This window comes from Flavobacterium sp. 21.1, assembly GCF_057801535.1.
The window spans coordinates 299,762-325,970 of the sequence record NZ_JBYNXA010000004.1; the positions used below are offsets into that span (position 1 = coordinate 299,762).

At 39.0% G+C, this 26,209-nt stretch carries 24 protein-coding genes; 17 read left to right on the forward strand and 7 right to left on the reverse strand.

Annotated elements, in window-relative coordinates:
* Positions 1–57: 57 nt before the first annotated feature.
* The 3 genes from AC3E9U_RS10765 to AC3E9U_RS10775 all read right to left on the reverse strand — a co-directional run bounded on the left by AC3E9U_RS10765 (position 58) and on the right by AC3E9U_RS10775 (position 2,046).
* Positions 58–339 carry a TIGR03643 family protein gene (locus tag AC3E9U_RS10765; RefSeq protein WP_488746909.1) on the reverse strand — a complete coding sequence of 94 codons (282 nt, stop codon included), beginning with the start codon at positions 337–339 and terminating at the stop codon, positions 58–60.
* 151 nt (positions 340–490) lie between these two features.
* Complete coding sequence (locus AC3E9U_RS10770; RefSeq protein ID WP_488746910.1) at positions 491–1,090, reverse strand: alpha-ketoglutarate-dependent dioxygenase AlkB family protein; 600 nt, start codon at positions 1,088–1,090, stop codon at positions 491–493.
* Between the two features lie 62 nt (positions 1,091–1,152).
* Positions 1,153–2,046, reverse strand: a complete 894-nt coding sequence (locus AC3E9U_RS10775) for an EamA family transporter (protein WP_488746911.1) — start codon at positions 2,044–2,046, stop codon at positions 1,153–1,155.
* A gap of 190 nt (positions 2,047–2,236) precedes the next feature.
* Here AC3E9U_RS10775 and AC3E9U_RS10780 point away from each other — a divergent pair, with 190 nt between their 5' ends.
* Positions 2,237–2,824 carry a murein L,D-transpeptidase catalytic domain-containing protein gene (locus tag AC3E9U_RS10780; RefSeq protein WP_488746912.1) on the forward strand — a complete coding sequence of 196 codons (588 nt, stop codon included), beginning with the start codon at positions 2,237–2,239 and terminating at the stop codon, positions 2,822–2,824.
* A 36-nt stretch (positions 2,825–2,860) separates the two neighbouring features.
* Here the strand turns inward: AC3E9U_RS10780 and htpG are convergent, their stop codons facing one another.
* Positions 2,861–4,741: a molecular chaperone HtpG gene (gene htpG / locus AC3E9U_RS10785; protein WP_488746913.1), complete on the reverse strand. Its 1,881-nt coding sequence runs from the start codon at positions 4,739–4,741 to the stop codon at positions 2,861–2,863.
* A gap of 156 nt (positions 4,742–4,897) precedes the next feature.
* Between htpG and AC3E9U_RS10790 the strand changes: the two genes are divergently transcribed.
* Both AC3E9U_RS10790 and AC3E9U_RS10795 read left to right on the forward strand, forming a co-directional pair.
* A complete protein-coding gene (locus AC3E9U_RS10790) occupies positions 4,898–5,404 on the forward strand; it encodes a hypothetical protein (RefSeq protein ID WP_488746914.1) in 507 nt (168 codons plus the stop codon).
* Positions 5,405–5,422: 18 nt separating this feature from the next.
* Positions 5,423–6,109, forward strand: a complete 687-nt coding sequence (locus tag AC3E9U_RS10795; RefSeq protein WP_488746915.1) for a YiaD family glycine zipper/OmpA-like lipoprotein — start codon at positions 5,423–5,425, stop codon at positions 6,107–6,109.
* A 73-nt stretch (positions 6,110–6,182) separates the two neighbouring features.
* Here AC3E9U_RS10795 and AC3E9U_RS10800 read toward each other — a convergent pair whose 3' ends face one another.
* Positions 6,183–6,812 (reverse strand): hypothetical protein, encoded by a 630-nt coding sequence (locus AC3E9U_RS10800; RefSeq protein ID WP_488746916.1) that lies wholly within the window; start codon positions 6,810–6,812, stop codon positions 6,183–6,185.
* Positions 6,813–6,956: 144 nt separating this feature from the next.
* Here AC3E9U_RS10800 and AC3E9U_RS10805 point away from each other — a divergent pair, with 144 nt between their 5' ends.
* Positions 6,957–7,901, forward strand: coding sequence for an ABC transporter ATP-binding protein (locus AC3E9U_RS10805; protein ID WP_488746917.1), 945 nt, complete (start codon positions 6,957–6,959; stop codon positions 7,899–7,901).
* 2 nt (positions 7,902–7,903) lie between these two features.
* A complete protein-coding gene (locus tag AC3E9U_RS10810; protein ID WP_488746918.1) occupies positions 7,904–8,290 on the forward strand; it encodes a hypothetical protein in 387 nt (128 codons plus the stop codon).
* A gap of 44 nt (positions 8,291–8,334) precedes the next feature.
* Here AC3E9U_RS10810 and AC3E9U_RS10815 read toward each other — a convergent pair whose 3' ends face one another.
* Positions 8,335–10,749 carry a S9 family peptidase gene (locus tag AC3E9U_RS10815; protein WP_488746919.1) on the reverse strand — a complete coding sequence of 805 codons (2,415 nt, stop codon included), beginning with the start codon at positions 10,747–10,749 and terminating at the stop codon, positions 8,335–8,337.
* A 187-nt stretch (positions 10,750–10,936) separates the two neighbouring features.
* Between AC3E9U_RS10815 and AC3E9U_RS10820 the strand changes: the two genes are divergently transcribed.
* Both AC3E9U_RS10820 and AC3E9U_RS10825 read left to right on the forward strand, forming a co-directional pair.
* Complete coding sequence (locus tag AC3E9U_RS10820) at positions 10,937–11,947, forward strand: 3-oxoacyl-ACP synthase III family protein (protein WP_488746920.1); 1,011 nt, start codon at positions 10,937–10,939, stop codon at positions 11,945–11,947.
* A gap of 90 nt (positions 11,948–12,037) precedes the next feature.
* Positions 12,038–12,703 (forward strand): sterol desaturase family protein, encoded by a 666-nt coding sequence (locus AC3E9U_RS10825; RefSeq protein ID WP_488746921.1) that lies wholly within the window; start codon positions 12,038–12,040, stop codon positions 12,701–12,703.
* A 73-nt stretch (positions 12,704–12,776) separates the two neighbouring features.
* Here the strand turns inward: AC3E9U_RS10825 and AC3E9U_RS10830 are convergent, their stop codons facing one another.
* Positions 12,777–15,269: a TonB-dependent receptor gene (locus AC3E9U_RS10830; RefSeq protein ID WP_488746922.1), complete on the reverse strand. Its 2,493-nt coding sequence runs from the start codon at positions 15,267–15,269 to the stop codon at positions 12,777–12,779.
* Positions 15,270–15,517: 248 nt separating this feature from the next.
* Between AC3E9U_RS10830 and argS the strand changes: the two genes are divergently transcribed.
* From argS to AC3E9U_RS10880, 10 genes are all read left to right on the forward strand, one after another.
* On the forward strand, positions 15,518–17,293 hold the full coding sequence (gene argS, locus AC3E9U_RS10835; protein WP_488746923.1) for an arginine--tRNA ligase: 1,776 nt from the start codon (positions 15,518–15,520) through the stop codon (positions 17,291–17,293).
* Positions 17,294–17,406: 113 nt separating this feature from the next.
* Positions 17,407–18,858, forward strand: a complete 1,452-nt coding sequence (locus tag AC3E9U_RS10840; RefSeq protein WP_488746924.1) for an SGNH/GDSL hydrolase family protein — start codon at positions 17,407–17,409, stop codon at positions 18,856–18,858.
* Positions 18,848–20,269, forward strand: coding sequence for a GDSL-type esterase/lipase family protein (locus AC3E9U_RS10845; protein WP_488746925.1), 1,422 nt, complete (start codon positions 18,848–18,850; stop codon positions 20,267–20,269). Before AC3E9U_RS10840 ends, AC3E9U_RS10845 begins: the two co-directional genes overlap by 11 nt.
* Positions 20,270–20,273: 4 nt before the next feature.
* On the forward strand, positions 20,274–21,959 hold the full coding sequence (locus tag AC3E9U_RS10850) for an MBOAT family O-acyltransferase (RefSeq protein ID WP_488746926.1): 1,686 nt from the start codon (positions 20,274–20,276) through the stop codon (positions 21,957–21,959).
* Between the two features lie 64 nt (positions 21,960–22,023).
* Positions 22,024–22,359: a hypothetical protein gene (locus AC3E9U_RS10855; RefSeq protein WP_488746927.1), complete on the forward strand. Its 336-nt coding sequence runs from the start codon at positions 22,024–22,026 to the stop codon at positions 22,357–22,359.
* Positions 22,360–22,428: 69 nt separating this feature from the next.
* Positions 22,429–22,620 (forward strand): hypothetical protein, encoded by a 192-nt coding sequence (locus AC3E9U_RS10860; protein WP_488746928.1) that lies wholly within the window; start codon positions 22,429–22,431, stop codon positions 22,618–22,620.
* Positions 22,621–22,815: 195 nt separating this feature from the next.
* On the forward strand, positions 22,816–23,280 hold the full coding sequence (locus AC3E9U_RS10865; RefSeq protein WP_488746929.1) for a hypothetical protein: 465 nt from the start codon (positions 22,816–22,818) through the stop codon (positions 23,278–23,280).
* 122 nt (positions 23,281–23,402) lie between these two features.
* Positions 23,403–24,740, forward strand: a complete 1,338-nt coding sequence (gene ffh / locus AC3E9U_RS10870; RefSeq protein WP_488746930.1) for a signal recognition particle protein — start codon at positions 23,403–23,405, stop codon at positions 24,738–24,740.
* Between the two features lie 63 nt (positions 24,741–24,803).
* A complete protein-coding gene (locus AC3E9U_RS10875; RefSeq protein ID WP_488746931.1) occupies positions 24,804–25,685 on the forward strand; it encodes a bifunctional 5,10-methylenetetrahydrofolate dehydrogenase/5,10-methenyltetrahydrofolate cyclohydrolase in 882 nt (293 codons plus the stop codon).
* The gene (locus AC3E9U_RS10880; RefSeq protein WP_488746932.1) at positions 25,686–26,177 is read left to right on the forward strand and encodes a GNAT family N-acetyltransferase; all 492 of its coding nucleotides are present in this window, start codon (positions 25,686–25,688) and stop codon (positions 26,175–26,177) included.
* The last annotated feature ends 32 nt before the right edge of the window (positions 26,178–26,209 follow it).

Consider the following 26,209-nt stretch of genomic DNA (forward strand, 5'->3'; position numbering starts at 1 on the left):
TGTTTTTGTTACAAAAATTGCTGAAATAAAAAATCTCCCTTTACGCGGGAGATTTTCTTAGTCCATTTTATTTTTAAAATAATATTTGCTGTCTAAATCGTCGTCCTCAAGATCGTTGAATTTTTGAGGTTTTGGTTTTGGTTTATTCGCAGTGACTTTCTTCTTCCATAATTCGAAATTGTCTTTTGATAATTTTTTCCGCATCAGTTCAGTAACATCATTTTCTGAAATCCCAAATTCTTCTTTAATAACTTCAAAAGGTTTTTTTTCCTCTTGTGCCATGGTAACAAGACGATTTAAAGTCTCGTTGTCCATCTCTGAAATTTTACTTTTTTTCATCAGATGAAAAATTAATACAATAAAAGTTTAAAAATGTTTAACGGTTCAATACTCAATATTAGTAAAAAAAAGTATTTGTAGATAACTGGGAATTATTTTTTTCGAATTTTTAAAAATTGCCTCGAAAAGAGATTTTAATTTGCGTTTTGTGTTATAAAATCGTTCTAAAGGTAAGGTTTATTCGGGGATTTATTGGTTTTGATGTTTTGGGAATCTGATGCTTCCAGTAGTGTTGCGTAGGGCCTTTCATAAGTAGCAGACTTCCGTTTTCCAATAAGATATTTTGTTTAGCTTCTTTTATGCTATTATGTTTTAGCTGAAAAACTCTTTTTTCCCCGAAACTTACCGAAGCGATAATGGGATTCTGACCTAATTCTTTTTCATTATCGGCATGCCAGCCGTTACTGTCTTTACCATCGCGGTATAGGTTCAGTAAGACGGAAGAAAACGATTTTTCCGTGGTTTTTTCCAATTTGGATTTTATCATAAATAAAAGGGGATTCCATTCATGAGGCTGCATCGTAATGTTGGAGTAGGAATAAGGCTTGCCTTCATTTCCGAAAAAAGAAGTTAATCTGGGCTGCGAATATGTTTTTCCGAAAATGGTAATGTCATCCTGCTGCCACGGAATCCCGGTTAAGAGCTGCTGAAAGATCTCGTTTGCTTCAGCCTCCGAAAAGAAATTCGGGTAGTACTCGATTTCGGCATCGGGCAGATGGAAAACAATTTTATCAGATGGAAATAAAGTCATATTTCAAAAATAAAAAAAGCGATGATATCTTCACCGTCTGTATCTTCAAAAATCCAAAGGTGTTAGTTTTTTTTAAAATTCACATTCATTATGATTATTGCTGTAATAATGAGTAAGATTCCGATCCATTGAGTAAGAATTACGGATTCGCTTAAAATGAAATAGGCCATCATTACTGAAACAGGTAATTCCAAAGAAGAGACAATACTCCCCAAGCCGATGCCCGTATTCGGAAACCCTGCATTCATTAACATCGGCGGAATAATAGTGCCGAAAAGCGATAATACAATACCCCATTTTACGAAGATTTCAAAATTAAAAGGCGTGACCTGAGTTGCCATTGCGAATCCGAAAACAATAACGGCACCGCCTAAAAGCATATACAGGCTGCGCTGAGCCGATGAAATACCCGTAGCAATTCGGTTGGCAGTAAACATGGTTGTAGTGAAAGAGGCCGCGGCGAGCATTCCCCATAAGATACCACGCCAGTCAAGCTCGATCTCGGCATTGATTAAATTGGTCGCTAAAACCGTTCCGATTAATACAATAAAAACGGATGCTGCTTTTTGCAGTGATGGCGCTTTTTTGTCAAGCAGCCATTCTAATAAAACGCCCATCCACACACTTTGCATTAACAAAACAATCCCGATTGAAACCGGAATGTATTTTACGGCCAGATAATAGAAGACACTGGTCATTCCCATGGAAGTACCGGCAAGCATCAAATGAAAAATATTTCGACCGGAAGCTTTTATCACATCATTTCCTTTTTTTGCTTTTTGAAAGAAATTGATCAGCAAAATGCCCAGTATTCCCAGGATGAATTGTGAAGAGGTTACTTCAGCCGTGGTGTAGTTTTCCTTGTAAGCTAATTTTACAAATGTCGCCAGCATGCCATAACTTGTGGCGCCTAGACCCACTAAAAAGACTCCTTTAATAATTCTGTTTCCGAACATATTTTTTCAAAATTTAAAAAGCCGGTAAATATACTCGATTTGTCACATTTTGCAATGTTTTTGTATGAAATCTGAATTTTGTGTTTAAGTTAAGTTTGAATAATGAGTTGTTTTTTTGTAAGGTTGATTATACTAAAATTCTCAAAATTTTGTTATTGTAGAGTTGACTAACCCTTCACTTGGAAATATCATGAAACATCCTGTTTTACTTCTTTTTTTGATGGCGATCTGCTGTAATAATTCCGCTAAAGTTAATAAGAATTATGCGGACTATCATTCGACGGCCCTTAAATACTGCAAAGAAAAAGGATTTAATGATCAGTATTATTTTTTACTTGATTTCAATATCCATTCGGGAAAGAACAGGTTTTTTATCTACGATTTCAAGAAGGGTGAAATTGTTGACCGCAATCTGGTGACCCACGGTTCGTGCGATGTTTTTGAATCCAATCAGACTAAATATGCTGCGGCGAAATTTGATGTTAAAACCGATAGCCACTGTTCGATGAAGGGGAAATATAAAATCGGAAGAAGGGATACCAGTGTTTGGGGTATCAAGATCAAGTATTGGTTGGAAGGACTGGAACCGTCTAATAAAAGCGCCGTGGAAAGAGTAGTCGTTCTTCACTCATGGGAGGCTGTTGCCAATGAAGAAATATTTCCGGATTACAGTCCGCTTAGCTGGGGATGTCCGGCAGTATCGGATGCTTTTATGGGTAAATTGGATAAAAAGCTCAAGGCCTCAGATAAGCCCGTTTTGCTCTGGATCATAGAATAAGAAACCCGCAAGGTTATTGCGGGTTTCTTTTCTTTTTTATTTGATCAAATCAAAACTTCGTTTTACAAAAGCGGTCAGATCTTCGCCTTTTAATAGTCCTTGTGACAATTTTGCCAAATCCAGCGCTTGTTTTACAAGGTTTTCCTGCATCGGTTTGTCTTTTTCGTTTAAGATGGACGTTGCCAAATCCGAATTCGTATTCACTACAAGATTGTACATTTCAGGGAAGTTGCCCATGCCGAACATACCTCCGCCACCGGTCTGACTCATTTCTTTCATACGGCGCATGAATTCCGGTTGCGTAATCATGAACGGTGCCGCTTTACTGTCTAACGCTTCCAGTTGTACTGTGTACGTTGTTGCCGGAACGATGCCTTCAACAGCTGTTTTTAAAGTTGTCTGTTCTTCTTCTGAAAGTTTTGAAATCGGACTGTCTTCTTTCTTGATCAGACTATCAACATGATCCGAATCCACACGTACAAACTGAAGGTTTTCATTGTCGCTTTCCAGTTTCTGGATCAAGTGCGAAACAATTGGGGAATCCAATAAAAGTACTTCATATCCTTTTGCTTCCGCGGCTTCAACATAACTGTGTTGTGCATCATTGTTAGAAGCATATAATAAAATCAGCTTACCGTCTTTGTCAGTTTGGTTGTCTTTTACAAGCTCTTTTAATTCCTCTAACGTATAATAGTTTTTGCTTACCGTCGGGTATAATGCAAAGGCGCCTGCTTTTTCATAGAATTTAGGCTCTGATAACATTCCGTATTCCAAAACGATTTTGATGTCATTCCATTTTTTCTCGAAATCCTCTCTGTTTTCAGTGAATAACGATTTTAATTTATCGGCTACTTTACGGGTGATGTAATTCGAAATTTTCTTAACCGCACCGTCTGCCTGTAAATAAGAACGAGACACATTTAGCGGGATATCCGGAGAATCGATAACTCCTTTAAGCATCGTAAGGAATTCAGGCACGATACCTTCTACATTGTCGGTAACATATACCTGGTTCTGGTATAATTGGATCTTATCTTTCTGGATTTGCAGATCGGCCGACATTTTCGGGAAATACAAAATACCAGTTAAGTTGAACGGGTAATCTACATTAAGATGAATGTTGAATAAAGGCTCCTCAAACTGCATCGGATACAATTCGCGGTAGAAATTCTTGTAATCATCATCATTTAATTCCGAAGGCTGTTTTGTCCAGGCCGGAGAAGGATTGTTGATGATATTGTCCACTTCAAGCTCTTCCATGGCTTCTTCTTCGCCAACACCGTAAGCTTTTGGTTCTTTTCGCGTTCCGAATTTAATCGGCACCGGCATAAATTTGTTGTATTTGGTAAGCAGTTCGCGGATTTTGAAATCTTCTAAAAACTCCAGCGAATCTTCGGCGATATGAAGGATGATTTCGGTTCCGCGTGTTGTTTTGTCAGCCGGTTCCAAAGTGAATTCCGGGCTTCCATCACAGGTCCAGTGCGCTGCCGGTTCATCTTTATAGGATTTGGTAATGATTTCCACTTTTTCTGCTACCATGAAAGCCGAATAAAATCCTAAACCGAAATGTCCGATGATACCACTGTCTTTAGCCGAATCCTTATATTTTTCAAGGAATTCTTCCGCACCCGAAAAAGCTACCTGATTGATGTATTTTTCCACTTCATCGGCAGTCATCCCAAGTCCTTGGTCAATGATGTGCAGTTTTTTGCCTTCTTTGTCAATTTTTACTTCAATGATCGGGTTCCCGTATTCAACTTTTGCTTCGCCGATGCTGGTCAGATGCTTTAGTTTTAAAGTCGCATCCGTAGCATTTGAAACTAATTCGCGCAGAAAGATCTCATGATCGCTATATAAGAACTTTTTGATTAACGGGAAGATGTTTTCAACCGATACATTAATTTTTCCTGTTGTCATGGGTATGGTATGTTTTAAATTTTTCCATTTTGATTTTACAAATTGCGTACCATTACTCGGTGTCTGTCAAAATGACATTTGGCTTAATTTTAAGAAAATTACTCGGTTTTTAAGTTTTTTTCGTAATTTAGGTTCCATATATTAAAACAAGTAGGTATGAGAAAAATAGGTCTTTTGATTTGTGCATTAGCATTGACAATAAGCTGTAAGTCAGGAAAAAGCAGTGCTGAAAAACCGGCTACCACACATGCATCCAATGCAGTTAAACTGGATACAAAATCGGAGAAAAATCTTAACGGAAACTGGAAAATTGTGCGTGTGGATTTTCCGGGAAGCGGTTACATCAAGGTAAATGCCTTTGGAATTGCAGATCCAAAGTGTTTTGAAGGCAGTACGTGGAATTTTATTCAGAATAACAATACCGGTACGGTTACTTTAAATAATTCGGCTTGTCAGTCTTTTACTTCTGCGATCAAATGGCAGGTGAGTAAAGAAGGTCAGTTTGGTTTGAAATTCATCGGTGAAGGTCAGAAAGCCAAAAACCAAACACAGGGGTATTATTCAAAATTCCAAAACGCAACGGATAAATCCTTTGAATTGGTAGATGTTATGGATGTTGCCGGACAGAAGAAAAATGTGACTTATTATTTCCAAAGAAACTAATCATAAAAACAGAATAAGATGAAGACATATAAAATTACGGCATTAGCGCTGCTGTTAGTAGTCAGCACGATGTTTACAGGGTGTAAGACGGCAAATAACACGCAAAAAGGCGCAGCATATGGCGCTGTGGGCGGAGCACTTTTAGGAGCCGGTGTAGGTGCATTGGTAGGAGGAAAGAACAGTGCTGCCTGGGGAGCTGCCATTGGAGCTGCCGTAGGTGGTGGGACCGGAGCGATCATTGGTAATAAAATGGACAAACAGGCCCGTGCCATTGATGAAGCTTTACCAAGCGCAGACGTAGAAAGAGTGGGAGAAGCTATCCATATTACTTTGAAAGAAGATGCCATCCGATTTGACACAAACAAATCATCTTTGACCGCTAAGGCACAGGCGAATCTGGATAAGTTGATCCCTGTTTTTAAAGAATACAACGAGACAAATATCCAAATTTTCGGATTTACTGATAATGTTGGTTCAAAAGAGTATAATTTAACCTTATCTCAAAGAAGAGCGGAGTCTGTAAAAGCATACCTGATTTCTAAAGGATTGGCTCAGGGAAGATTCGTTACCAAAGGAATGGGAATGGAGCAGCCGATTGCGTCGAATGATACCAAAGAAGGGCAAAGCATGAACCGACGCGTAGAATTCGCCATTACAGCCAATGAAAAAATGATTCAGGAAGCTAAAAAAGAAGCTGGTAATTAATAATTCCTGTCTGTATAGCATAAAAAAAATCCCGATTCAATCGGGATTTTTTTTTATGCTTATTTTTTTATGTTTATCTTCCTCCGAAAGTATACGATAATCCCAAGGTTACATTATAAATAAAAGTGCTGGTTGCATTTGGCGTTCCGTTGTAAACCGGATCTTTGTAAGTGTAATTTCCGTCAAACCAATAATGCTGCGAAAAATGGATTATTCCGGTAACGTCAACGCCGACTGCCAAATCTTCGAAAATAGAATATTGCGGATTGATCCCGAAGATAACATGTCCGATTTCATCTGTTCCGCCTTGAGGGATAGTTACTGATTTCTGCATAGAATATCCGGCACCGGCGTGGGTCAGGATATTGAACGTCTCATTATAAAAATAACTTCTGTTGTCCAATAAGTTGGTAAGATTACAAGCTGCCTGTATTGAGATTCGGGATGCATCAATACCCATTTCCGTTGGTGATTCCTGTGTTCTGAATTTGTCCATCCCATAATCCAGTTTTATTCCCCAGGTATCGCCAAACATATATCGTAAACCTATGTCAAAATGAGAAAAATCGCTTAGTCCCGGATCTTTTACACCTGAAATACCATAATTGGCATCGACCGACATATTGTTATATACACGTTGACCAAAAGTAAAAGACGAGCATAGCAATAACGCTAACGTCAGTTTTTTAGTTAGTAGATTCATGCATTGGTAGGATTTTTAGGTTAAATTGTCTGCAATAATAGAAATAAACTTTTAAATATTGATTACTATTTGTTTAAAAAAATACGCGCAATAAATTCAGATATAATTCAATAGGAATTAAATTTGCCGGACTAATAAGAAACAATGCTACAGGTTAAAACCATTTCCTTCGGATATACTGAAAAAAAAATCATTCATAACATCGCCTTTACAGTGCCAAAAGGTAAAAATGTGGCAGTTTTAGGTGAAAGTGGTTGCGGAAAAAGTACGCTTTTAAAATTGATCTATGGTCTGCATGATTTAGATGAAGGTCATATTTTTTGGAATGAAACAGAAGTTTTGGGCCCGAAATTCAACTTAGTGCCCGGAATGCCTTTTATGAAATATCTGGCGCAGGATTTTGACCTGATGCCTTATATAACGGTTGCTGAAAATGTCGGCAAATACCTTTCGAATTTTTTTCCAAACGAGAAGAAACAGCGTATTCAGGAACTATTGGAAATTGTTGAGATGACCGAATTTGCGGATGTAAAAGCAAAATACCTTAGTGGCGGACAACAACAACGCGTTGCCTTAGCCAAAGTTTTAGCATTAGAACCTGAAGTTTTGTTGTTGGATGAGCCGTTCAGCCATATTGATAATTTCAGGAAAAATGCCCTGCGACGAAATTTATTCGCCTATTTGAAATCTAAAGAAATTACCGTTATCATTGCCACACACGATAGCGTGGATGCACTTTCCTTTTCAGATGAAACGGTTGTTCTGAGAAATGGTAAAATTGTGGCAAGAGGCGCATCGGCAACCATTTATGATAATCCTGAAAGTAAGTATGTGGCTTCGCTTTTTGGTGAAGTTAATGAACTGCAACTGTCACAACTGGTTGATGATGTTGATGAGGATAAACCCCTGTTTTTGTATCCGCATCAGTTAAAAGTGGTGGAAAACGGGTTTTTAAAGGCAATGGTCAGACAGTGTTATTATAAAGGAAGTCATTATTTGATTAAAGCGGTTTCCGACCGTAAAGTGATTTTTTTCGAACACGAAGTTGAGTTGGAAATTAACGAGGAAGTTACTTTAATGATGAGCTGATCATGGCAAAAGAAGATCTATTATCGAAACAGATAAACCAGTTGGGATTTTTTCTCGGAAAGTTGCTTGAAAAATTAAAAGATGGAGGTTCCGATGGAATGATTTTGGAAACGGTTTCACAAATTAGTGCCGATTTAAAGGAAACCCTCGGTTTTAATCTGGAGGAAATTGAAAAACTTAAGCTCGATGAGGTAATTCCATTTGTGCTTCAAAATGACTATTTCAGTCCCGGAAATCTTGAATTGTTCGCCGATATTTTATCGAAAATCAATTCTGATGATACTGGCCGAAAGGCTTTAAAGATTTATGAGTACATCGACAGTAAAACAGCTACTTTTTCGATGGAACGCAATCAGAAAATGAGAATGATCAAAAATCGTTTATCATAAAATTAAAAACCCCGGACTGATCAGTTCGGGGTTTTGTTTACTATTTAATTTTTCAGGTATTTTTCCAAAAACTGATCTTCTTCCCATAACAAATGGAAAATGTTCTCTTTGGCAGCATATCCGTGTGCTTCTTTTGGCAAGATCAACATCCTTGCCGGTGCGCCCAATCCTTTCAATGCCTGGAAATAACGTTCGGTCTGTAAAGTGAAAGTTCCCGGATTGTTATCCGCTTCACCATGAACAAGCAACAAAGGTGTTTTCATTTTTTCCGCGTTCATGAAAGGAGACATTTCATTATAGATGCCTGATGCTTCCCAATAATTTCTTTGCTCGCTTTGGAATCCGAAAGGCGTAAGTGTTCGGTTGTACGCGCCGCTGCGTGCAATTCCACAGGCGAATAAATTGGAATGGGTCAGTAAATTTGCCGTCATGAAAGCACCGTAAGAGTGTCCGCCGACAGCCACTTTTTTACGGTTGATGTAACCCAGATTGTCCACAGCATCAATCGCTGCTTCGGCATTGGCAACCAATTGCATCACAAAAGTATCGTTTGGTTCTGTTTTGCCTTCGCCGATAATTGGGAAAGAAGCGTCATCCAATACTGCATATCCTTTGGTTACCCAGTAAACGAAAGAACCGTAGTTCGGAAATGTAAATTCGTTCGGGTTTTGGTTAGATTGCCCGGCTGAATTTTTGTCTTTAAATTCAGCAGGATAGGCCCAGATCAGTAGAGGAAGTTTTTCTTTTTTCGTTTTTCGGTCATAATTCGCCGGAAGGTATAACGTTCCTGAAAGTTCCACACCGTCTTTACGTTTGTACTTGATTACTTCTTTATAAACGTTCTTGATGCTTTCAAACGGATTTTTGAACGTAGTTATCGGTGTGATTTTATCTTTAGACTTAATATCACGGAAATAATAATTCGGGAATTCGCTTGGGGATTGTATCTGAACCAAAACAAGTCCTTTTTTGTAATCTTCAATGGATAGAATGTCTTCTTTTTTGTTTTTGAACGCCGACTGATACAAACGTTTTGATTTCAAAGTTTTAACGTTGAATTCATCAATGAACGGAAACTGACCCTCTTTTGTAAAACCGTCTCCCACCAGGTAAGCAGCATCACCTTCCAAGGCAAGGACCTGTCTGTTATAATCATTTTTTCGGGTTTCAAAATTCCCCGGATCCGAATAGATGTCCTGTGAATTTCTATCGGAAATTACTTTTGGCGTTTCAGCCGGATTTGATGGGTTAATTAGATAGGTTTTCGTATTTCGGGTGTCATACCAGCCATCATAAACGATAGCAATTTTATCATTTCCCCAAGTAATACCTTCAAAGCGTTGCGGTGTTTTTACCAATGAAGTCGGCATGGAAGAGAAAGGAGCATTCCAAAGAAAAACTTCATCTCTGAAATCCACTTTATTTGCGGGATCACCACCGTCCAATGCTTCTACATAGTATAGGGTAGCCGGAGTGTCGTTTCTCCATCCCATACTTCTTTTTCCGGTACGAACAGCCATGAAACCTTTTGGCATAATTTCGTTCAGCGGAACTTCATTCACGATTTTAATTTCGTTTCCGAATTTGTCGTAAACAACTGTTTTTTGAGGGAAGCGGCTCAAAGGTACAATATAGGAAAAAGGTTTCTGAAGGGTAGAAATCATAAGGTAATTCCCGTCAGGAGAGAAGCTTTCACCGGCATACAGGTCGGCTTTTTTGAATAATTCAGCCTTTCCGTTCAGATCAATTTTATACAATTCGGAACGAACAAGCGTTTCAAAGTTGGTTTCATCGGTTTTGTTTTTAAGTAGATCCTGAAAGGTTCTGTTTTGGGAAACCTTCCCTTCACTGTTGGAAGTAATCGGGCCTGAAGGTAAATCTTTTTTAGGGTCGATCAAAGCCGGACGATTCGGGACCAGCATTTTTACCAGAAGGTTTTGTCCGTCGCGGTACCAGTTTATAGGGTTGCCCATGTTTGCATTCAGCGTACCGGAAGTGAGTTTCCAAGCCTTTGCCGAAGCGATGTCTAAAATCCAAAGTTCCACACCGGAATTTGTGGTATGCGTAAAAGCGATTTTCTTTTCGTCCGGTGACCAGGAAATGTTGGTGATTTTCGCATTTTCAGGCAAGCCGGTAACCTGAATTTCATTTTTGTCTTTTATGCGACGTACCTTCAGATTATTGATGTAAGTAACAGTACTTGATATGTTGGTTGTCGGATTGATTCGTAAACCGCCCAATCGCATTTCCTCCTGATTCAGATCGTCCAGATTTTTGTAGGTATTGCGATAGGTTAAAATCATCCACTCTTTTTTGGTGTCCATGTTTACCGATGGTGCTCTTTCGTAGTCTGCCAACGCTAAAATTTCTTTGGAAGGTTTCTGATACTTCAGGTTTTCCTGCGCGAACAACGAACTTCCCAATAGTAAGAGAAACACCGAGTTATAAAATAATTTCATAAATATTGGTTTAAAGGATTTTTTGTGGCTCTAAAATACTACAAGCGAATAAGAAATCAGCGAAAACGGTGTTAAAAAAGAAAGATTTATCGGGTGTAAACTTCAAACATCGAAAAAAGTAATCCGAACAGCCATTCTGGATTGATAATGTTTAAATTTGTAGTTGTATTTTTAATAAAAAGCTAAAATGACATACCACTCAAAAATAACGGGCTTAGGTTATTATGTCCCGGATAATGTTGTTACCAACGATCAGCTGTCTAAAATAATGGATACCAACGACGAATGGATTCAGGAACGAACCGGGATTCAGGAGCGTCGTCACATCATAAGAGGTGAAGATACAACGACCTCGATGGGAGTGAAGGCAGCAACCATTGCTATTGAGCGTTCCGGAGTTATCAAAGAAGACATCGATTTCGTGATCTTCGCGACGCTGAGTCCGGATTATTATTTTCCTGGACCGGGTGTTACGGTGCAGCGTGATTTAGGATTACGAACTGTTGGTGCGCTGGATGTTAGAAATCAGTGTTCGGGATTTGTATACGCCATTTCAGTCGCTGATCAATTCATTAAAACCGGTATGTACAAAAATATTCTGGTTATCGGTTCCGAAGTACACTCCACTGGATTGGATATGACCACGCGCGGTCGTGGCGTTTCCGTGATTTTTGGAGATGGAGCCGGAGCTGCGGTTTTAAGCCGAACGGAAGAAGAAGGAAAAGGAATCTTATCCACACATTTACATTCGGAAGGAGAGCATGCCGAAGAACTGGTATTGGTCGCACCGGGAATGGGAAAACGCTGGGTGACCGATATTTTAGCCGATAATAACCCGGATGATGAAAGTTATTTTCCATACATGAACGGGCAATTCGTATTTAAAAACGCTGTGGTCCGTTTCAGTGAGGTGATCAACGAAGGATTACAAGCCAATAATCTTCAGGTTTCCGATATCAATATGCTGATACCACATCAGGCGAATCTGCGAATTTCACAATTCATTCAACAGAAATTCAAACTGTCTGACGATCAGGTTTACAACAACATTCAGAAATACGGAAATACAACGGCGGCTTCCATTCCGATCGCCTTGACCGAAGCTTGGGAAAAAGGAAAGATCAAAGATGGCGATTTGGTTGTTCTGGCTGCCTTTGGCAGCGGATTTACCTGGGGAAGTGCAATTATTCGCTGGTAATTTATTTTTGTGTTAATTCACTGACTTTTCATTGTTTTTTTTTAAAAATTATTTTTAAATTTAGAGTACTAATTTTAAAGTGGCAATAAAATGGCAAGAAGAGTAGTAGTTTTCAACGAAGGTCAGGCAAGATTATTCGAGAACAAGTATCTGGAGATGCTTACAAAAGGCAATCCGATATTGATATGGAGCATGTATATTCCGATATTGGGCTATTTGATTTTCCGGGCCCATACCGTTTATGGTTTGTCAGGTTTGTTAACTGCAGGTCTTTTTGTAGGCGGGATGTTATACTGGACTTTTTTCGAATACATTGCGCACCGTTATCTTTTTCATGTGGTGAGCGAGAACATCCGAATGAAAAAAGTGGCTTATGTAATGCACGGAAATCACCATGAATATCCGAAGGATAAAACACGTTTGTTTATGCCTCCGGTTCCGAGTCTGATCTTGTCGTCAGTATTGTTCGGACTGCATTACCTTATCTTATGGGACTACAATTGGGCATTTTTTCCGGGGTTCATGTTTGGTTATCTGTTATATGCATCCATGCATTATGCTATTCACGCTATCGAACCGCCTTTTGAATTTATGAGACCTTTATGGCGTAACCACCAGATGCACCATTACAGAAATGAACATTTGGGATACGGAGTAAGCAATACATTTTGGGATAAAGTTTTCGGAACTACTTTTGATCTGAAGAAACACAAAGAAGATACCGAAAAAGCAGATGCCTTAAAATTCGATAAATAAAAAACAAAAAACCTCGGTTGACAATACCGAGGTTTTTTTTGCAATATAAAATTGAAAAACTAAAAACTCATTTTTAGAACATTCCGCCACCCTGAGTTTCGTTGGCGTCACGTTGTTTGCGTTGTAAAGCTCTGTTTTTGCCACCTCCGAACATATAGTTGAATCCTACATAAACGGTTTGGTTTTCCCAATAGAACTCACCGTACTGTCTGTAAGGGATATTTCCGTCAAAGCCAAAATGCATAGTGTCGAAAATGTCATTGAAGCGTAAAGTAAATGTTCCCATTCCTTTCATCACATTGTAAGTCATACCAAAATCAGCTTTCCACATCGCCTGGCGCTTGAATTGTAAGCTTAAGTCTTCTCCGCGATACATTCCGAACAATTGGAAGCGTATGTCCTTTGTTGCTGTGAATGTATTGTTGACACGGGTATTGAAAGTAGTTACATCAGCCTGCGCATTTTCCAGTTCGCTGGTAATCGCATTCTGAACCGTTCCTTTAACTGTTTTGAAATAACCGTCTGCACTAACATTGGCAGCCCACCATGTGGTGAATTTCAGGTTAGCGGAAGCTTCAACACCGTATGCATTGTTGTTGTCAAAATTGTCATAAGAAAGAATCTTTCTGTCCACATTATTAGGATCATTGTACACAACTCTCGAAATTTCGTTGTTGATTCTTCTGTAGAAAACTCCTGAAGTAATAGAACCTATTTTTGTATTTCTGGTATAATTTACTTCGATCGAGTTGGTGAATTGCGGTTCCAAAGTCGGATTTCCTCTTGATTCCATCAACGGAGTTGTCCATTCTCTGATTGGGCTTAACTGGCCAATACTTGGACGGTCAACGCGTCTTGAATAGTTAAAGTTAAATGAATTCTTCTGATCCGGTGCATAATTAATGAATGCCGAAGGATAAACTGTAAAAATATCATCCGTTACATTATCATCCTGAGAATCCGTAGAGCTTGGGGGAAGTGCAGCCGAATCGAAATTGTTATCCACTCGGTGGAAATCTCCGTTGATTTCATAATATTCAGCTCTTAAACCGATTTGTGAACTCCATTTTTCATTCCACTGTTTACTGAAATTAGTGTAAACCGCATGGATATTTCTGTCAAATGTAAAATCGTAATTGGAATCTTTAGTGAACGTGGCTGGCGGAACGTATCTGTTACCATCTTCAGTAGAGATGAAATCGCTTTCAGTTGTTTGGATTCGGCTTTCGGCCCCTAATTCCATTTTTAAGGATTCTGAAAGCGGATTTACGTAGTCAATGTTGAACTGCGCATAATCAGTAACACCGTCGATCACGTTTGTTGCGAATGAATCGGAAAACAAAGTACCGTCCGTCTGATGGGAATTGTTGTCGTAGTTGGTATCCTCGCTGTTTTTGGTTTTAGAATAGTTCCCCTGAAATTCTATGCTTGCCCCTTTTTTATCAAATTCGTGTTTGTAAGCAAGGTCATAGGTTTGCGTTTTGTTTTCGTTTTCATTGTCAAAATGCTGGTAAGTGTCATTGTTAACAGCAGCAAAATAATCAACCGTGGTTTTTCCGTAACCGTCCGTATGGGCAAAGTTTTGATTGGAGTAAACTGACAAAGTGTTTTTGTCGTTAATGTAATAATCCATTCCCAACTTTAAAACGTGCGAGTTACCTAAGTTTCTGAATTCGAAATTCTGTAAATTTTCCTGTCCCGGATTGGCGCTGTTTACCCAACCGTGGTTTGCGTTGATACCGTGGTTGTATCCATAATTAGAGTAGAAATTCACTTTTCCGACTCTGTAATTCAGATTTAAAGCGGTGTTTGTTTTCGGGGTTGCACCAAAGGTAACACCGGCATTAATAGTCCCGTTGAAGCCGTTATTGGTGTTCTTATGTAAAATAATATTGATGATACCACTCATTCCTTCCGGGTTGTATTTTGCTGACGGACTGGTGATTAATTCGATTTGTTTGATCGAAGACGAAGGAATCTGCTGCAATAGCTGAGATGCTTCAATATTGGATGGTTTCCCGTCAATTAAAACACGAACATTCGTATTTCCTCTAAGACTTAACTCTTTTGTCTGAGGATCGATGCTAACGGTCGGAATATTGTTCATGATTTCGGATGCAGTAGTTCCCGATGCAATTAAATCCTTTCCGACATTCACCACTTTTCGGTCAATTTTCTGTACGATGTTAGAACGTTCCGCCACAATGTTAACGCCTTCTAATTCTTTAGCTTCCGACTCTAAGACAATCGTTCCGAAATCAATCGATTTGTCAGCACTGCTTAAGGTGAACGGTTTTACAAACGTTTTGTATCCGATAAATTGTACTTCTAAGGTATAGCTTTTTAATTCCAGATTGGGAATGTGAAAAGTTCCGTTTTCCTGAGTCACCGCTCCGGTTATTACTTTGGCGCCTTCTTTTACTGAAACGGAAGCATATCCGATCGGTTCTTTTGTGGCTTTGTCGATTACTTTTCCCGATACACTTCCGACAGCAGCAACAGGAGCCTGGGCAAATACTGTGCTGACGGCAGTCAGGAAACAAACTAGGAATAATTTGAATTTCATACTTTTGACGTGATTGATGATTGTTGTAATTAATTATTTATGCGCATTTTTTTGCTGCAGAATTGCTTCTACAGAATACCTGTAGTAGACTCCGAAAGTGCGTTTTTGTTACAAATATTTCGGAAAAAAAAGTTTATTTGTGATTATTTTTCGACAAAGTGCTGAATTTCAAGGTTGAAATTTCTGATTTTCGAATTTTCAAATTCTCCAATTAAACGTATCTTTGCATCCTTAAAAATTCAAAAAATATGATGCTTCAACAAATTCTTACGGAAAAAATCCAAAAAGCGGTTCAGGATGTATTTGATGTGACACTGGAAAGAGTGGAATTTCAGGCCACCCGCAGGGAATTTGAAGGCGACATAACCGTGGTGATTTTTCCGCTTTTGAAACTGGTAAAAAGCAATCCGGTTGAATTAGGAAACAAAATAGGCGAGTACCTTGTGGTAAATGTCGCGGAAGTAGCTCGTTTTAATGTGGTTTCCGGATTTTTGAACATCGTAATTTCCGATGCCTATTATCTGAATTTTTTCAACGGAATCAAAAATATCCCCAATTACGGTTTTGTAGCTCCGAAAGAAGATGCGAAGGCGATCATGGTTGAATTTGCTTCACCAAACACAAACAAGCCGTTGCATTTAGGTCACGTGAGAAATATTCTTTTGGGGTATTCCGTAGCCGAGATCATCAAAGCGTCTGGGAAAAAAGTATACAAGACCCAAATTATCAACGACAGAGGAATCCACATTTGTAAATCGATGTTGGCCTGGCAGAAATTCGGAAACGGAGAAACGCCGGAAACTTCAGGTTTGAAAGGTGATAAACTGGTTGGTAAATATTATGTAGAATTTGATAAAGCCTATAAATCTGAAATCAACGCTTTGATGGCAGAAGGTAAATCGGAGGAGGAAGCTAAAAAGCAAGCGCCGATGATTCTGGAAGCACAACAAATGCTTTTGGATTGGGAAGCCGGAAAACCGGAAGTGGTTTCGCTTTGGAAAACGATGAATCAGTGGGTATACAATGGTTTCGCCGTTACTTATAACGATTTGGGTGTAGATTTTGATTCTTACTATTACGAAAGCAATACCTATTTATTAGGAAAAGAAGTGGTGCAATTCGGTTTAGAGAAAGGTATTTTCGAAAGGGATCCGGACGGTTCGGTTTGGATTGATTTAACGGAAGATGGTTTAGACAGAAAGATCGTATTGCGTTCTGATGGTACGGCTGTTTACATGACACAGGATATCGGAACTGCAATCCAACGTGTAAAAGATAATCCGGATGTAGGAGGAATGGTCTACACGGTTGGTAACGAGCAGGATTATCACTTTAAAGTATTGTTCCTGATCTTGAAGAAATTAGGCTTCGACTGGGCTGAAAGTTTATATCATTTATCATACGGAATGGTGGAATTGCCATCAGGAAAAATGAAATCACGTGAAGGGACCGTTGTTGATGCCGATGATCTGATCGAAGAAATGGTGGTAACTTCTAAAGCGATATCCGAAGAATTAGGAAAATTAGAAGGTTACTCTGAAGAAGAGAAGTCTAAATTATATAAGACCATTGGATTAGGTGCTTTAAAATATTTCATGCTGAAGGTAGATCCTAAGAAAGGAATGATGTTCAATCCGGAAGAATCGGTTGATTTTGCTGGGAATACAGGTCCGTTCATTCAGTATACCTATGCGCGTATCCAATCGATTTTAAGAAAAACCGATTTCGATCTGAATACTGATGTGGTAGTTGAAATCCATGAAAAAGAGAAAGAATTGCTTAAAATGGTGGAAGAATTCGCTGTGGTAATTCAGGACGCAGCCAAACACCACAGTCCGGCATTGATAGCGAATTATACGTATGATTTAGTAAGAGAATACAATTCGTTCTATCAGACGGTTTCTATTTTGGGTGAAGAAGATCAAATGAAGAAGATTTTCCGCGTACAATTGTCAAAGAAAGTAGGTGAAGTCATTAAATCGGCTTTCGCTTTGATGGGAATTGCGGTGCCGGATAGAATGTAAAAAAAAGAGACAAGAGAACAGTGTTAAGAGAAAAGGGAAAAGAAAAAGAAAAATTTCAGGCCTAAGTTTCGCAATTCCCTTATCCCTTTTAACTTTTCCCTCATAAAAATAAAATGAACCAAAACAAATCATATTTCCTTCAATCATTAGCAATTTTTGCGGCTTCCATAGCGGTATTTATTGTTTTTAAATCGGTTTTGCCAAAGAAACTCTTTTCGGAAAGCACGGTCAATTCCAAAAATGTGGTTATTGACAGTTTGTTGCTGGAAGCTTTAGAAGAAGATAAAGATGCTGCGGACGGCGATACGCTTTCCAATCAGCCAATTTCTTTTACGGCTGTGGACGGAATCACGTTTCCGGATGAAAAATTTGAGGACTATAAAGGATTTCAGCATTTGGTTCAGTTTTATGAAAAACTATATCAATTGGAAACCAATCACGAAGGGAATGTCCGTATCGCTTATTTCGGCGATTCCATGACCGATGGCGATATGATTGTTCAGGATTTTCGTTCGAATTTCCAAAGCAAGTTTGGCGGGCAAGGTGTTGGTTTTGTGAACATCACTTCTGAATCGGCCGGTTCGCGTAATTCCATCAAACACGAATTCTCAGGAAACTGGAAAACACAATCGTATCTGAATGTGAAAAAGCCACGGAGTCCATTCGGAGTAAATGGTCACGTGTTTTTCGCCAACGATACGGCTAATGTGGAATGGGTAAAATACAAAGCAAGCAAACTTCAGAATTTATCCGAATTATATAATCCTACGCTTTTCTACGGAAAATCGAATAACAGAAACGGAAAAATTGCTTTTAAAGTCGGCAAGGATACTATTTACAAGAAACTTTCTCCGAACAAATTGGTGAACACTTTAGTTGTAGGAAAGACGACTAAGGATTTGAAACTGGATTTCATCAAAGCGGATTCTATTCCGGTATATGGATTGAATTTCGATGACGGAAGAGGGGTTCACGTGGATAATTTCTCAAACAGAGGAAATTCCGGTTTGCCGATTTCAACTTTCAATACGGCGGTAATGCGTCAGTTCCATGAGAAATTGGGCTACGATTTAATCGTTCTGCATTATGGAACAAACGTCTTGAATTACGGTTCCCTAAACTATACCTGGTACGAGAAACGCATGAAAAAAGTAGTGGATCACTTAAAGGAATGTTTCCCCGGTGTTGCTATTTTAGTTGTGTCGACTGCGGATAAAGGAACAAAATACGAAATGGAAATGAAAACGGATTCGGCCGTCGTTCCATTAACAAAAGCACAGAAGAAATACGCTATTCAGGCACAGGCCGGTTATGTGAATTTATATACTTTGATGGGCGGCGACGGTTCGATGGTGAAATGGGTGGAAGAAGTTCCGGCTTCTGCTAATAAAGACTACACGCATTTTAACTATCGCGGAGCAAAGAAGATTTCTAGTATGATTTACAATCAGGTGTATAGTGGCTATGAGCAATTCAAGCGTTTGCGTGCCAAGAGAAAACAGGCAGCGCCGGTTGTGAAAATTGACAGTGTAATGGTAAAAACAGACAGTGTTCATGTGGAATAAACTTTTCATGATTTTCTTCGGGTTGCTTTTTTCAGCAACGGTAGCCGCTCAGGTGGTTGATTCTACTATGGTGGAGGTTGACACGTTGGGAATGGAGGAGAAGGTGAGCTATGGTGAAAATGCCATTTCCAATACGAAAGCTTTAGATACGTTTTTCGAAAAGTTATATGTGCTCGAAACTACTAAAACGGGTAAAGTTCGGGTGGTTCATATCGGAGACTCACACATTCAGGCGGATTTGTTTACCGGTGTTATCCGGAAAAATCTTCAGGAGAAATTCGGAAACGGTGGTTTAGGATTTTCTTTTCCGCACAATCTGGCGCACACCAACGGAAGTTATTTTATCCGATATTCCTCCAATGGTGATTGGAACACGCACAAAATTACCAAAGAGAAAAACGGAAGTCCGGTTGGTGTGAGCGGTTTTGCTTTGACTACAAAAAATAAAAGTTTTGCTCTTGAAATAAATGTTAAGGACAATAATTATCAGTTCAATACGCTGAAAATTGTTACGCCAAATAATGCTCCTCAATTTGATGTGGCTACGAGTTCGAAAACCATCGTGTTGGAATCGACTGTGCCGAAGAAGATAGTCCACAAGATCAAAAATGGAGAAGCGATTTCCACTATTGCAGATAAATACAATGTGTCCGTAGCGCAGTTGAAAAAGACGAACGGACTGAAATCCGATAAGATCCGTGCCGGTAAAACACTAAAAATCCCAACGAACGAAATGCAGAAAAGGAATGTGAAACGTTCCGAGTTTATTCCGCTTACGTTGACGGAGGAAACTAACTCACATTCGTTTTATTCGGAAACGTTGATGGATAAAATTTATCTTATTCCAAATAAGAATGCTTCAAACTTTGCACTTAGCGGCCTGGTTTTCGAAAGAAACGAACCGGGAATTACCTATAGCGCCATTGGTGTAAACGGAGCTAAAGCATCGGATTATAACAAAACGCCACTATTTTTTGATCAGGTTCCTTCCCTGGAAGCCGATTTGATAATAGTTTCTTTGGGAACGAATGAGACATTCGACAAAATGCCGGTTCAGGATTATATGAACCAGTTGAATATGCTCCTTTCGAGTATCAGAGCTAAAAACCCTAATGTTGAGGTTTTAGTTATGTCTACACCGCCTTCCTTGTTATATCGTCGTTCCCTGAATCATTTTGCTGATGATTATGCGCGTGCGATCAATACACAGGCTTCCACGGTTAATCATGCCGCATGGGATCTGTTTGCCATTATGGGCGGAATGTATGGAGTGAACCGCAATTATCGTCAGGGATTAATGTCGGGGGATAAGGTGCATTACACGAAATCGGGGTATGAAAAGCAAGGCGCGCTTTTCAGTCAGGCACTGTTAGACGCGTACGAAAATTTTAAAGCAATAAAGAAGAAATAATACTATGCAGGAGTGGTTTACCCAAAATATTGCCTCACTTTTTACATCAATAAACGCAGAAACCGTTCAGAATTGGTTTGTTTATAATCCGAAAGAGCCGATTTTGTTCAATACCGGTCTTTTTTTGGGTCTTTTTTTAGTATTCTATTCACTGTACATTACACTAAAAAATACATTTTACCCAAGATTAGTCTATGTAATCCTGTTTTCGCTTTTTTTCTACTATAAATCTAGCGGGATTTTCTTTTTATTATTATTAGGTTCTTCTGTTGTAGATTATAATTTGGGTAACCTTGTGCACCGCACCCAAAGCGTATTAAATAAGAAATTATGTCTGGCCTTCAGTGTGGTGCTGAATTTGAGCTTTTTGGGCTATTTCAAGTACACCAATTTTATTATTGATACCTATAACTCGCTTTCCGACGGTCACTTTGAGTTTCAGAAAATCATTCTTCCGGTTGGGATTTCGTTTTATACGTTTCAGTCGATAAGTTATATCATTGAAATTTACCGCAAAGAGATCGAGCCAACGAAAAATTATGTTGATTACTTGTTTTTCGTGTCGTTTTTTCCGCAGTTGGTGGCTGGTCCGATTGTACGTGCGAAAGACTTCCTTCCGCAGATTTATCAGAAATTAAATGTAACCGAAGACGATATCAACAGAGCCTTTTTGTTGATTATTGGCGGATTGATTAAGAAAACGGTTATTTCTGATTATATCTCTATCAATTTCGTGGATCGTGTTTTTGATGCACCTTCCGCTTATACGGCGTTTGAAAATCTGATGGCTTCCTATGGTTATGCGATTCAGATCTACTGTGATTTCTCAGGATATTCGGATATGGCGATCGGAGTGGCTTTGTTGCTTGGATTTAAATTGCCAACCAACTTCAGAACGCCATATCAGTCGGCTTCGATTACCGAATTCTGGAGAAGATGGCATATCTCCTTGTCAACTTGGTTAAAAGACTTTTTATATATTTCCGTAGGAGGTAACCGTAACGGTACCTTTGCCGGATTTTTGTTTCCGGCCGTGTTTTTCTTCGGATTGATTGTGTGGGGAATTACACAGGCACCTACCAGTAATATTCCTTTGATTGTTGCTGTTTCGTCGACGTTACTTTTTGTGCTGACTTGTTTATTGTCTAAAGAAAGAGAACGTACTTTATTCACCAATGTCAATCTGATGACCACCATGTTGTTGGGAGGGCTGTGGCACGGAGCGAGTCTGCGTTTCATCATTTGGGGTGCTTTACATGGAATGGCTTTGGCAGTTCATAAGATTATTTTGGAATTTTTCCCTTCCAAAAAAGAGGATAAGAAATCGTTTTTCGGTTATATCTGGATGGTTATTTCTGTATTGCTTACACTTCATTTTGTAACGTTTTGTTGGATTTTCTTTCGCGCAAAAGATTTTACAACTGCATTGGAACTGATCAACAACATCGGAAACGTAACTTTTGATTGGGAACAATGGCAGATTGTTGCTCAGGGATATAAAAACGTCTTCATCTTAATGGCAATTGGATTTGCCTGGCATTATCTTCCTGAAAAAATCGTAGAACGTATGCAGGGTATTTTCAAAGCATTGCCAATTATTTTCAAAGCGATACTTTTAGGATTGGTATATTGGTTGGTTTATGCCACTGCTTCTGCGGGGCCGCAACCTTTTATTTACTTCCAGTTTTAATTTTAAGAAAAATATAGGATTTTAACAAGTTTCGTAATTCAAATTTATTTTTATATTTGAATCGATGAAATTATTGACCTCTATACTAACCTTTTACTTTGTACTTCTGATCGGAGTTCCTACGTTGCGCGTGGTGAAGTCTTATTTTCCGGAAAGTTGTATGGCCATGAATGAAGGTGGAGGTTGCTGCAGCCGTGATGAAATGCCGGAGGGTTGTCAAAAAGAAAAGTGTGTTTTGAATATTAATTTTTCTGCAGGACAGTTCATTGTAGAGCAAATTCAGAACATTTCAATCCCTGTGATTTTTGAAGATGAAAAGCAGGAGAAGTTAATTTACGAAAAAACGTTTATACCTAAATATTACAATACATTCTGGCATCCGCCTGAAATGAATTCTTAAACAAACGAAACATCAATCAGAAAACAAAGAAAAAACAATAAATACTTAAATTTTAAAAATATAAACATTATGAAAAACATCGTAGCAATTTTAGCAGTAGCATTATTTACAGTATCAATGAATGTAACTGCTCAGGAGAAAAAACAAGCTGGACCGGCTAAAAAGGAAGCAACTACTAAAAAAGAAGCTTGCTCTAAAGACGAGAAAAAAGCATGTGCAGCAGGAGAGAAAAAATCTTGTTGTGCAGCTAAAAAAGCATAATTTTTTAAATTATGATATGGAAGCCCCGATTTGTCGGGGCTTTTTTATTTTTCAGAGGAAAGGTTTTTTAAAATCAAGTCCACATTGTAAAGAACACAGCCAACAGTGTATCTGCAAAAAAGGATAAGCTGTTTTTTGTGTAATTTCTTTCATTAAAAAGCAGTAAATTTATGCAGTATATTAAAAATCAATAATATGAAAAAAATATTTAGTCTTTCGGTAGCAGTTTGTCTGTTTGCAATCACAATGGGTTGTACGGATAACGATGATAGCAGTTCATCTTCAAACAATAGTCAGACCATAAATAATATTAGAAATGCGGTTTCTTCCGGAACATGGAGAATAACCTATTTCTTCGATTCGGATACAGATGAAACAGCTCATTTTACGGGATACAATTTTACATTTGGTGCAAGTAGTGTTTTAACCGCGACAAATGGGTCTAATGCTTATACAGGGACATGGTCTGTAACTGACAGCAACAGCGGTGATGATAATCCGGATGATGTACATTTTAATGTAGGTTTTGCTGCTCCTCCGGATTTTGAGGATTTATCAGACGACTGGGAAGTGTTGGAGTATACCACTACTAAAATTCGCTTAACAGATGTTAGCGGAGGAGGAGGAGGAACCGATTTTCTGACTTTCGAAAAGAATTAAGAAAGAGAACCAGTGTGAAAGCTGGTTTTTTTTATTGGGCGGAAGTTAAAACTTTGCACCTCTGTGACTTTGCACCTTTGTGACTTTATATTATCTTTGCACCTCATTAAACAAAAACTATCATGTTTGATAATTTAAGCGATAAACTCGACAAAGCCTTCCATATATTAAAAGGGCACGGAAAAATCACCGAGGTAAACGTAGCGGATACTTTGAAAGAAGTACGTCGTGCTTTACTTGATGCCGACGTTAACTTTAAGATTGCCAAAGATTTTACAACCCGTGTAAAAGATAAAGCCATTGGTCAGGATGTATTAACAACCTTACAACCAGGACAGTTGATGGTGAAACTTGTAAAAGACGAGTTGACTGAATTGATGGGTGGTGATGCTACGGGAATCAATCTTTCAGGAAATCCTTCCGTGATTTTGATGTCTGGTTTACAAGGTTCGGGTAAAACCACTTTCTCCGGAAAGCTGGCGAATTTCCTTAAAACCAAAAAAGGAAAAAAACCGCTTTTAGTTGCCTGTGATATTTACCGTCCGGCGGCGATCAATCAGTTGCATGTAGTTGGAGAGCAGATTGGTGTTGAAGTTTATTCAGAGCCTGAAAATAAAAATGCGGTTTCCATTGCAGAGAATGCGATCAAACACGCAAAAGCAAACGGGTTTAACGTGGTAATCGTTGATACAGCCGGTCGTTTGGCGGTTGATGAAGAGATGATGACCGAAATCGCAAACGTTCATAAAGCAATCCAGCCTCAGGAAACATTATTCGTAGTGGATTCCATGACGGGACAGGATGCTGTGAATACTGCAAAAGCATTTAATGACAGATTAAATTTTGACGGGGTTGTATTAACCAAATTAGATGGTGATACTCGTGGTGGAGCTGCAATTTCCATCAAATCTGTTGTTGATAAGCCAATTAAATTCATCGGTACCGGTGAGAAAATGGAAGCGATTGACATTTTCTACCCGGCACGTATGGCAGAACGTATCTTGGGAATGGGAGACGTTGTTTCCTTAGTAGAAAGGGCTCAGGAGCAATACGACGAAGAAGAAGCGCGTAAATTACAGAAGAAAATCGCTAAAAACGAATTTGGTTTTGACGATTTCCTAACGCAAATCCAGCAAGTGAAGAAAATGGGTAACATGAAAGATTTAGTCGGAATGATCCCGGGTGCAGGAAAAGCGTTAAAAGACGTTGAGATTGAAGACGACGCGTTTAAACATATTGAAGCGATCATTTATTCGATGACACCGGCAGAAAGAACTAAACCTGCCATGTTGGATGCAAAACGTAAATTAAGAATCGCAAAAGGATCCGGAACCGATATCCAACAGGTAAATCAATTACTGAAACAGTTCGACCAAATGAGCAAAATGATGAAGATGATGCAGGGAGCAGGAGGTAAAAACCTTATGCGCATGATGGGCGGAATGAAAGGAATGAGATAAAACAACTAAAGACGTGAGCAATCGCGTCTTCTTTTTTTAGAATATAAACACAACAGAAATAGAATGCAATTACTAGACGGAAAAAAAACGGCTGAAGATATTAAGATCGAGATTGCGGCCGAAGTTCAGAAAATGAAAGCCAAAGGAGAAAAAGTACCTCATTTGGCAGCTATCATTGTAGGTAATGACGGAGCAAGTTTGACGTATGTTGGAAGTAAGGTAAAAGCGTGTGAGCGCGTTGGATTTGAATCAACTTTGGTTAAAATGCCAAGTACTACTTCAGAAACGGAGTTATTGAAGAAAATCAAAGAATTGAACGAGGATGACAATATCGACGGATTTATTGTTCAATTGCCGTTGCCGGATCAGATCGATGAGCAGAAAGTGCTTATGGCGATCGATCCAAGTAAAGATGTAGATGGTTTCCACCCTGAAAACTTCGGAAAAATGGCGTTGGATATGAGTACCTTCATTCCTGCTACACCTTTCGGTATTTTAGAGCTGTTGGAGCGTTATAATGTGGAAACAAAAGGAAAGCATACCGTGGTTATCGGAAGAAGTCATATCGTAGGCCGCCCGATGAGTATTTTGATGGGACGTAAAGGTTTCCCTGGAAATTCAACGGTAACTTTAACGCACAGTCACACTAAGAATATTACTCAAATCACAAGTCAGGCTGATATCATCATTACTGCTTTAGGAGTGCCAAACTATCTGAAAGCTGAAATGGTTAAAGATGATGTAGTCGTAATTGACGTGGGAATTACCCGTGTAGCGGACGAGGAGAACCCGAAAGGTTATGTTATCACCGGAGACGTTGATTTTGAAAATGTATCAAAAAAGGCCTCTTATATTACGCCGGTTCCGGGTGGAGTTGGGCCTATGACCATTGCCATGTTAATGAAAAATACCTTATTGGCAAGAGAACAAAAAATGGGAAAATAAATGCGTGTATTCGTTGCTGATAGAAGTCAACTTCACATTGTCAGAGATTTAGCGTATAAAATCTGGCCGGTTGCTTATGAAGAAATACTTTCCGAAGCCCAGTTGGATTATATGTTAGAGAATTTCTATGCCATTCCGGCTTTGGAAGAACAAATGGCGAAGCAGCATGTTTTTTTATTGGCCGAAGAAGACGGAATTTTTTACGGGTTCGCGGCTTACGAAGTAAATTGTAATGACACCGGAAAAACAAAGCTGCATAAAATTTATGTATTGCCTGAGACACAGGGAAAAGGTTTAGGGAAATTGCTTTTATCGGAAGTGGAAAAAGCAGCGCTTAGCTGCGGAAACTCACATGTTTTTCTCAATGTAAACCGCTATAACAGCGCTCAGGAATTCTACAAACGACTTGGTTTCGAAATTATCCATCAGGAGGATATCGAAATAGGACAGGGCTATCTCATGGAAGATTTTGTCATGGAAAAACCTTTATAAAAAAACAAAACCCAAGATATTCAGTCTTGGGT

Excerpts from the sequence above, each read along its gene's own strand:
- AC3E9U_RS10765 (WP_488746909.1), bottom strand. The coding sequence starts at position 339 with ATGAAAAAAAGTAAAATTTCAGAGATGGACAACGAGACTTTAAATCGT.
- AC3E9U_RS10770 (WP_488746910.1), bottom strand. The coding sequence starts at position 1,090 with ATGACTTTATTTCCATCTGATAAAATTGTTTTCCATCTGCCCGATGCC.
- AC3E9U_RS10775 (WP_488746911.1), bottom strand. The coding sequence starts at position 2,046 with ATGTTCGGAAACAGAATTATTAAAGGAGTCTTTTTAGTGGGTCTAGGC.
- AC3E9U_RS10780 (WP_488746912.1), top strand. The coding sequence starts at position 2,237 with ATGAAACATCCTGTTTTACTTCTTTTTTTGATGGCGATCTGCTGTAAT.
- htpG (WP_488746913.1), bottom strand. The coding sequence starts at position 4,741 with ATGACAACAGGAAAAATTAATGTATCGGTTGAAAACATCTTCCCGTTA.
- AC3E9U_RS10790 (WP_488746914.1), top strand. The coding sequence starts at position 4,898 with ATGAGAAAAATAGGTCTTTTGATTTGTGCATTAGCATTGACAATAAGC.
- AC3E9U_RS10795 (WP_488746915.1), top strand. The coding sequence starts at position 5,423 with ATGAAGACATATAAAATTACGGCATTAGCGCTGCTGTTAGTAGTCAGC.
- AC3E9U_RS10800 (WP_488746916.1), bottom strand. The coding sequence starts at position 6,812 with ATGAATCTACTAACTAAAAAACTGACGTTAGCGTTATTGCTATGCTCG.
- AC3E9U_RS10805 (WP_488746917.1), top strand. The coding sequence starts at position 6,957 with ATGCTACAGGTTAAAACCATTTCCTTCGGATATACTGAAAAAAAAATC.
- AC3E9U_RS10810 (WP_488746918.1), top strand. The coding sequence starts at position 7,904 with ATGGCAAAAGAAGATCTATTATCGAAACAGATAAACCAGTTGGGATTT.
- AC3E9U_RS10815 (WP_488746919.1), bottom strand. The coding sequence starts at position 10,749 with ATGAAATTATTTTATAACTCGGTGTTTCTCTTACTATTGGGAAGTTCG.
- AC3E9U_RS10820 (WP_488746920.1), top strand. The coding sequence starts at position 10,937 with ATGACATACCACTCAAAAATAACGGGCTTAGGTTATTATGTCCCGGAT.
- AC3E9U_RS10825 (WP_488746921.1), top strand. The coding sequence starts at position 12,038 with ATGGCAAGAAGAGTAGTAGTTTTCAACGAAGGTCAGGCAAGATTATTC.
- AC3E9U_RS10830 (WP_488746922.1), bottom strand. The coding sequence starts at position 15,269 with ATGAAATTCAAATTATTCCTAGTTTGTTTCCTGACTGCCGTCAGCACA.
- argS (WP_488746923.1), top strand. The coding sequence starts at position 15,518 with ATGATGCTTCAACAAATTCTTACGGAAAAAATCCAAAAAGCGGTTCAG.
- AC3E9U_RS10840 (WP_488746924.1), top strand. The coding sequence starts at position 17,407 with ATGAACCAAAACAAATCATATTTCCTTCAATCATTAGCAATTTTTGCG.
- AC3E9U_RS10845 (WP_488746925.1), top strand. The coding sequence starts at position 18,848 with ATGTGGAATAAACTTTTCATGATTTTCTTCGGGTTGCTTTTTTCAGCA.
- AC3E9U_RS10850 (WP_488746926.1), top strand. The coding sequence starts at position 20,274 with ATGCAGGAGTGGTTTACCCAAAATATTGCCTCACTTTTTACATCAATA.
- AC3E9U_RS10855 (WP_488746927.1), top strand. The coding sequence starts at position 22,024 with ATGAAATTATTGACCTCTATACTAACCTTTTACTTTGTACTTCTGATC.
- AC3E9U_RS10860 (WP_488746928.1), top strand. The coding sequence starts at position 22,429 with ATGAAAAACATCGTAGCAATTTTAGCAGTAGCATTATTTACAGTATCA.
- AC3E9U_RS10865 (WP_488746929.1), top strand. The coding sequence starts at position 22,816 with ATGAAAAAAATATTTAGTCTTTCGGTAGCAGTTTGTCTGTTTGCAATC.
- ffh (WP_488746930.1), top strand. The coding sequence starts at position 23,403 with ATGTTTGATAATTTAAGCGATAAACTCGACAAAGCCTTCCATATATTA.
- AC3E9U_RS10875 (WP_488746931.1), top strand. The coding sequence starts at position 24,804 with ATGCAATTACTAGACGGAAAAAAAACGGCTGAAGATATTAAGATCGAG.
- AC3E9U_RS10880 (WP_488746932.1), top strand. The coding sequence starts at position 25,686 with ATGCGTGTATTCGTTGCTGATAGAAGTCAACTTCACATTGTCAGAGAT.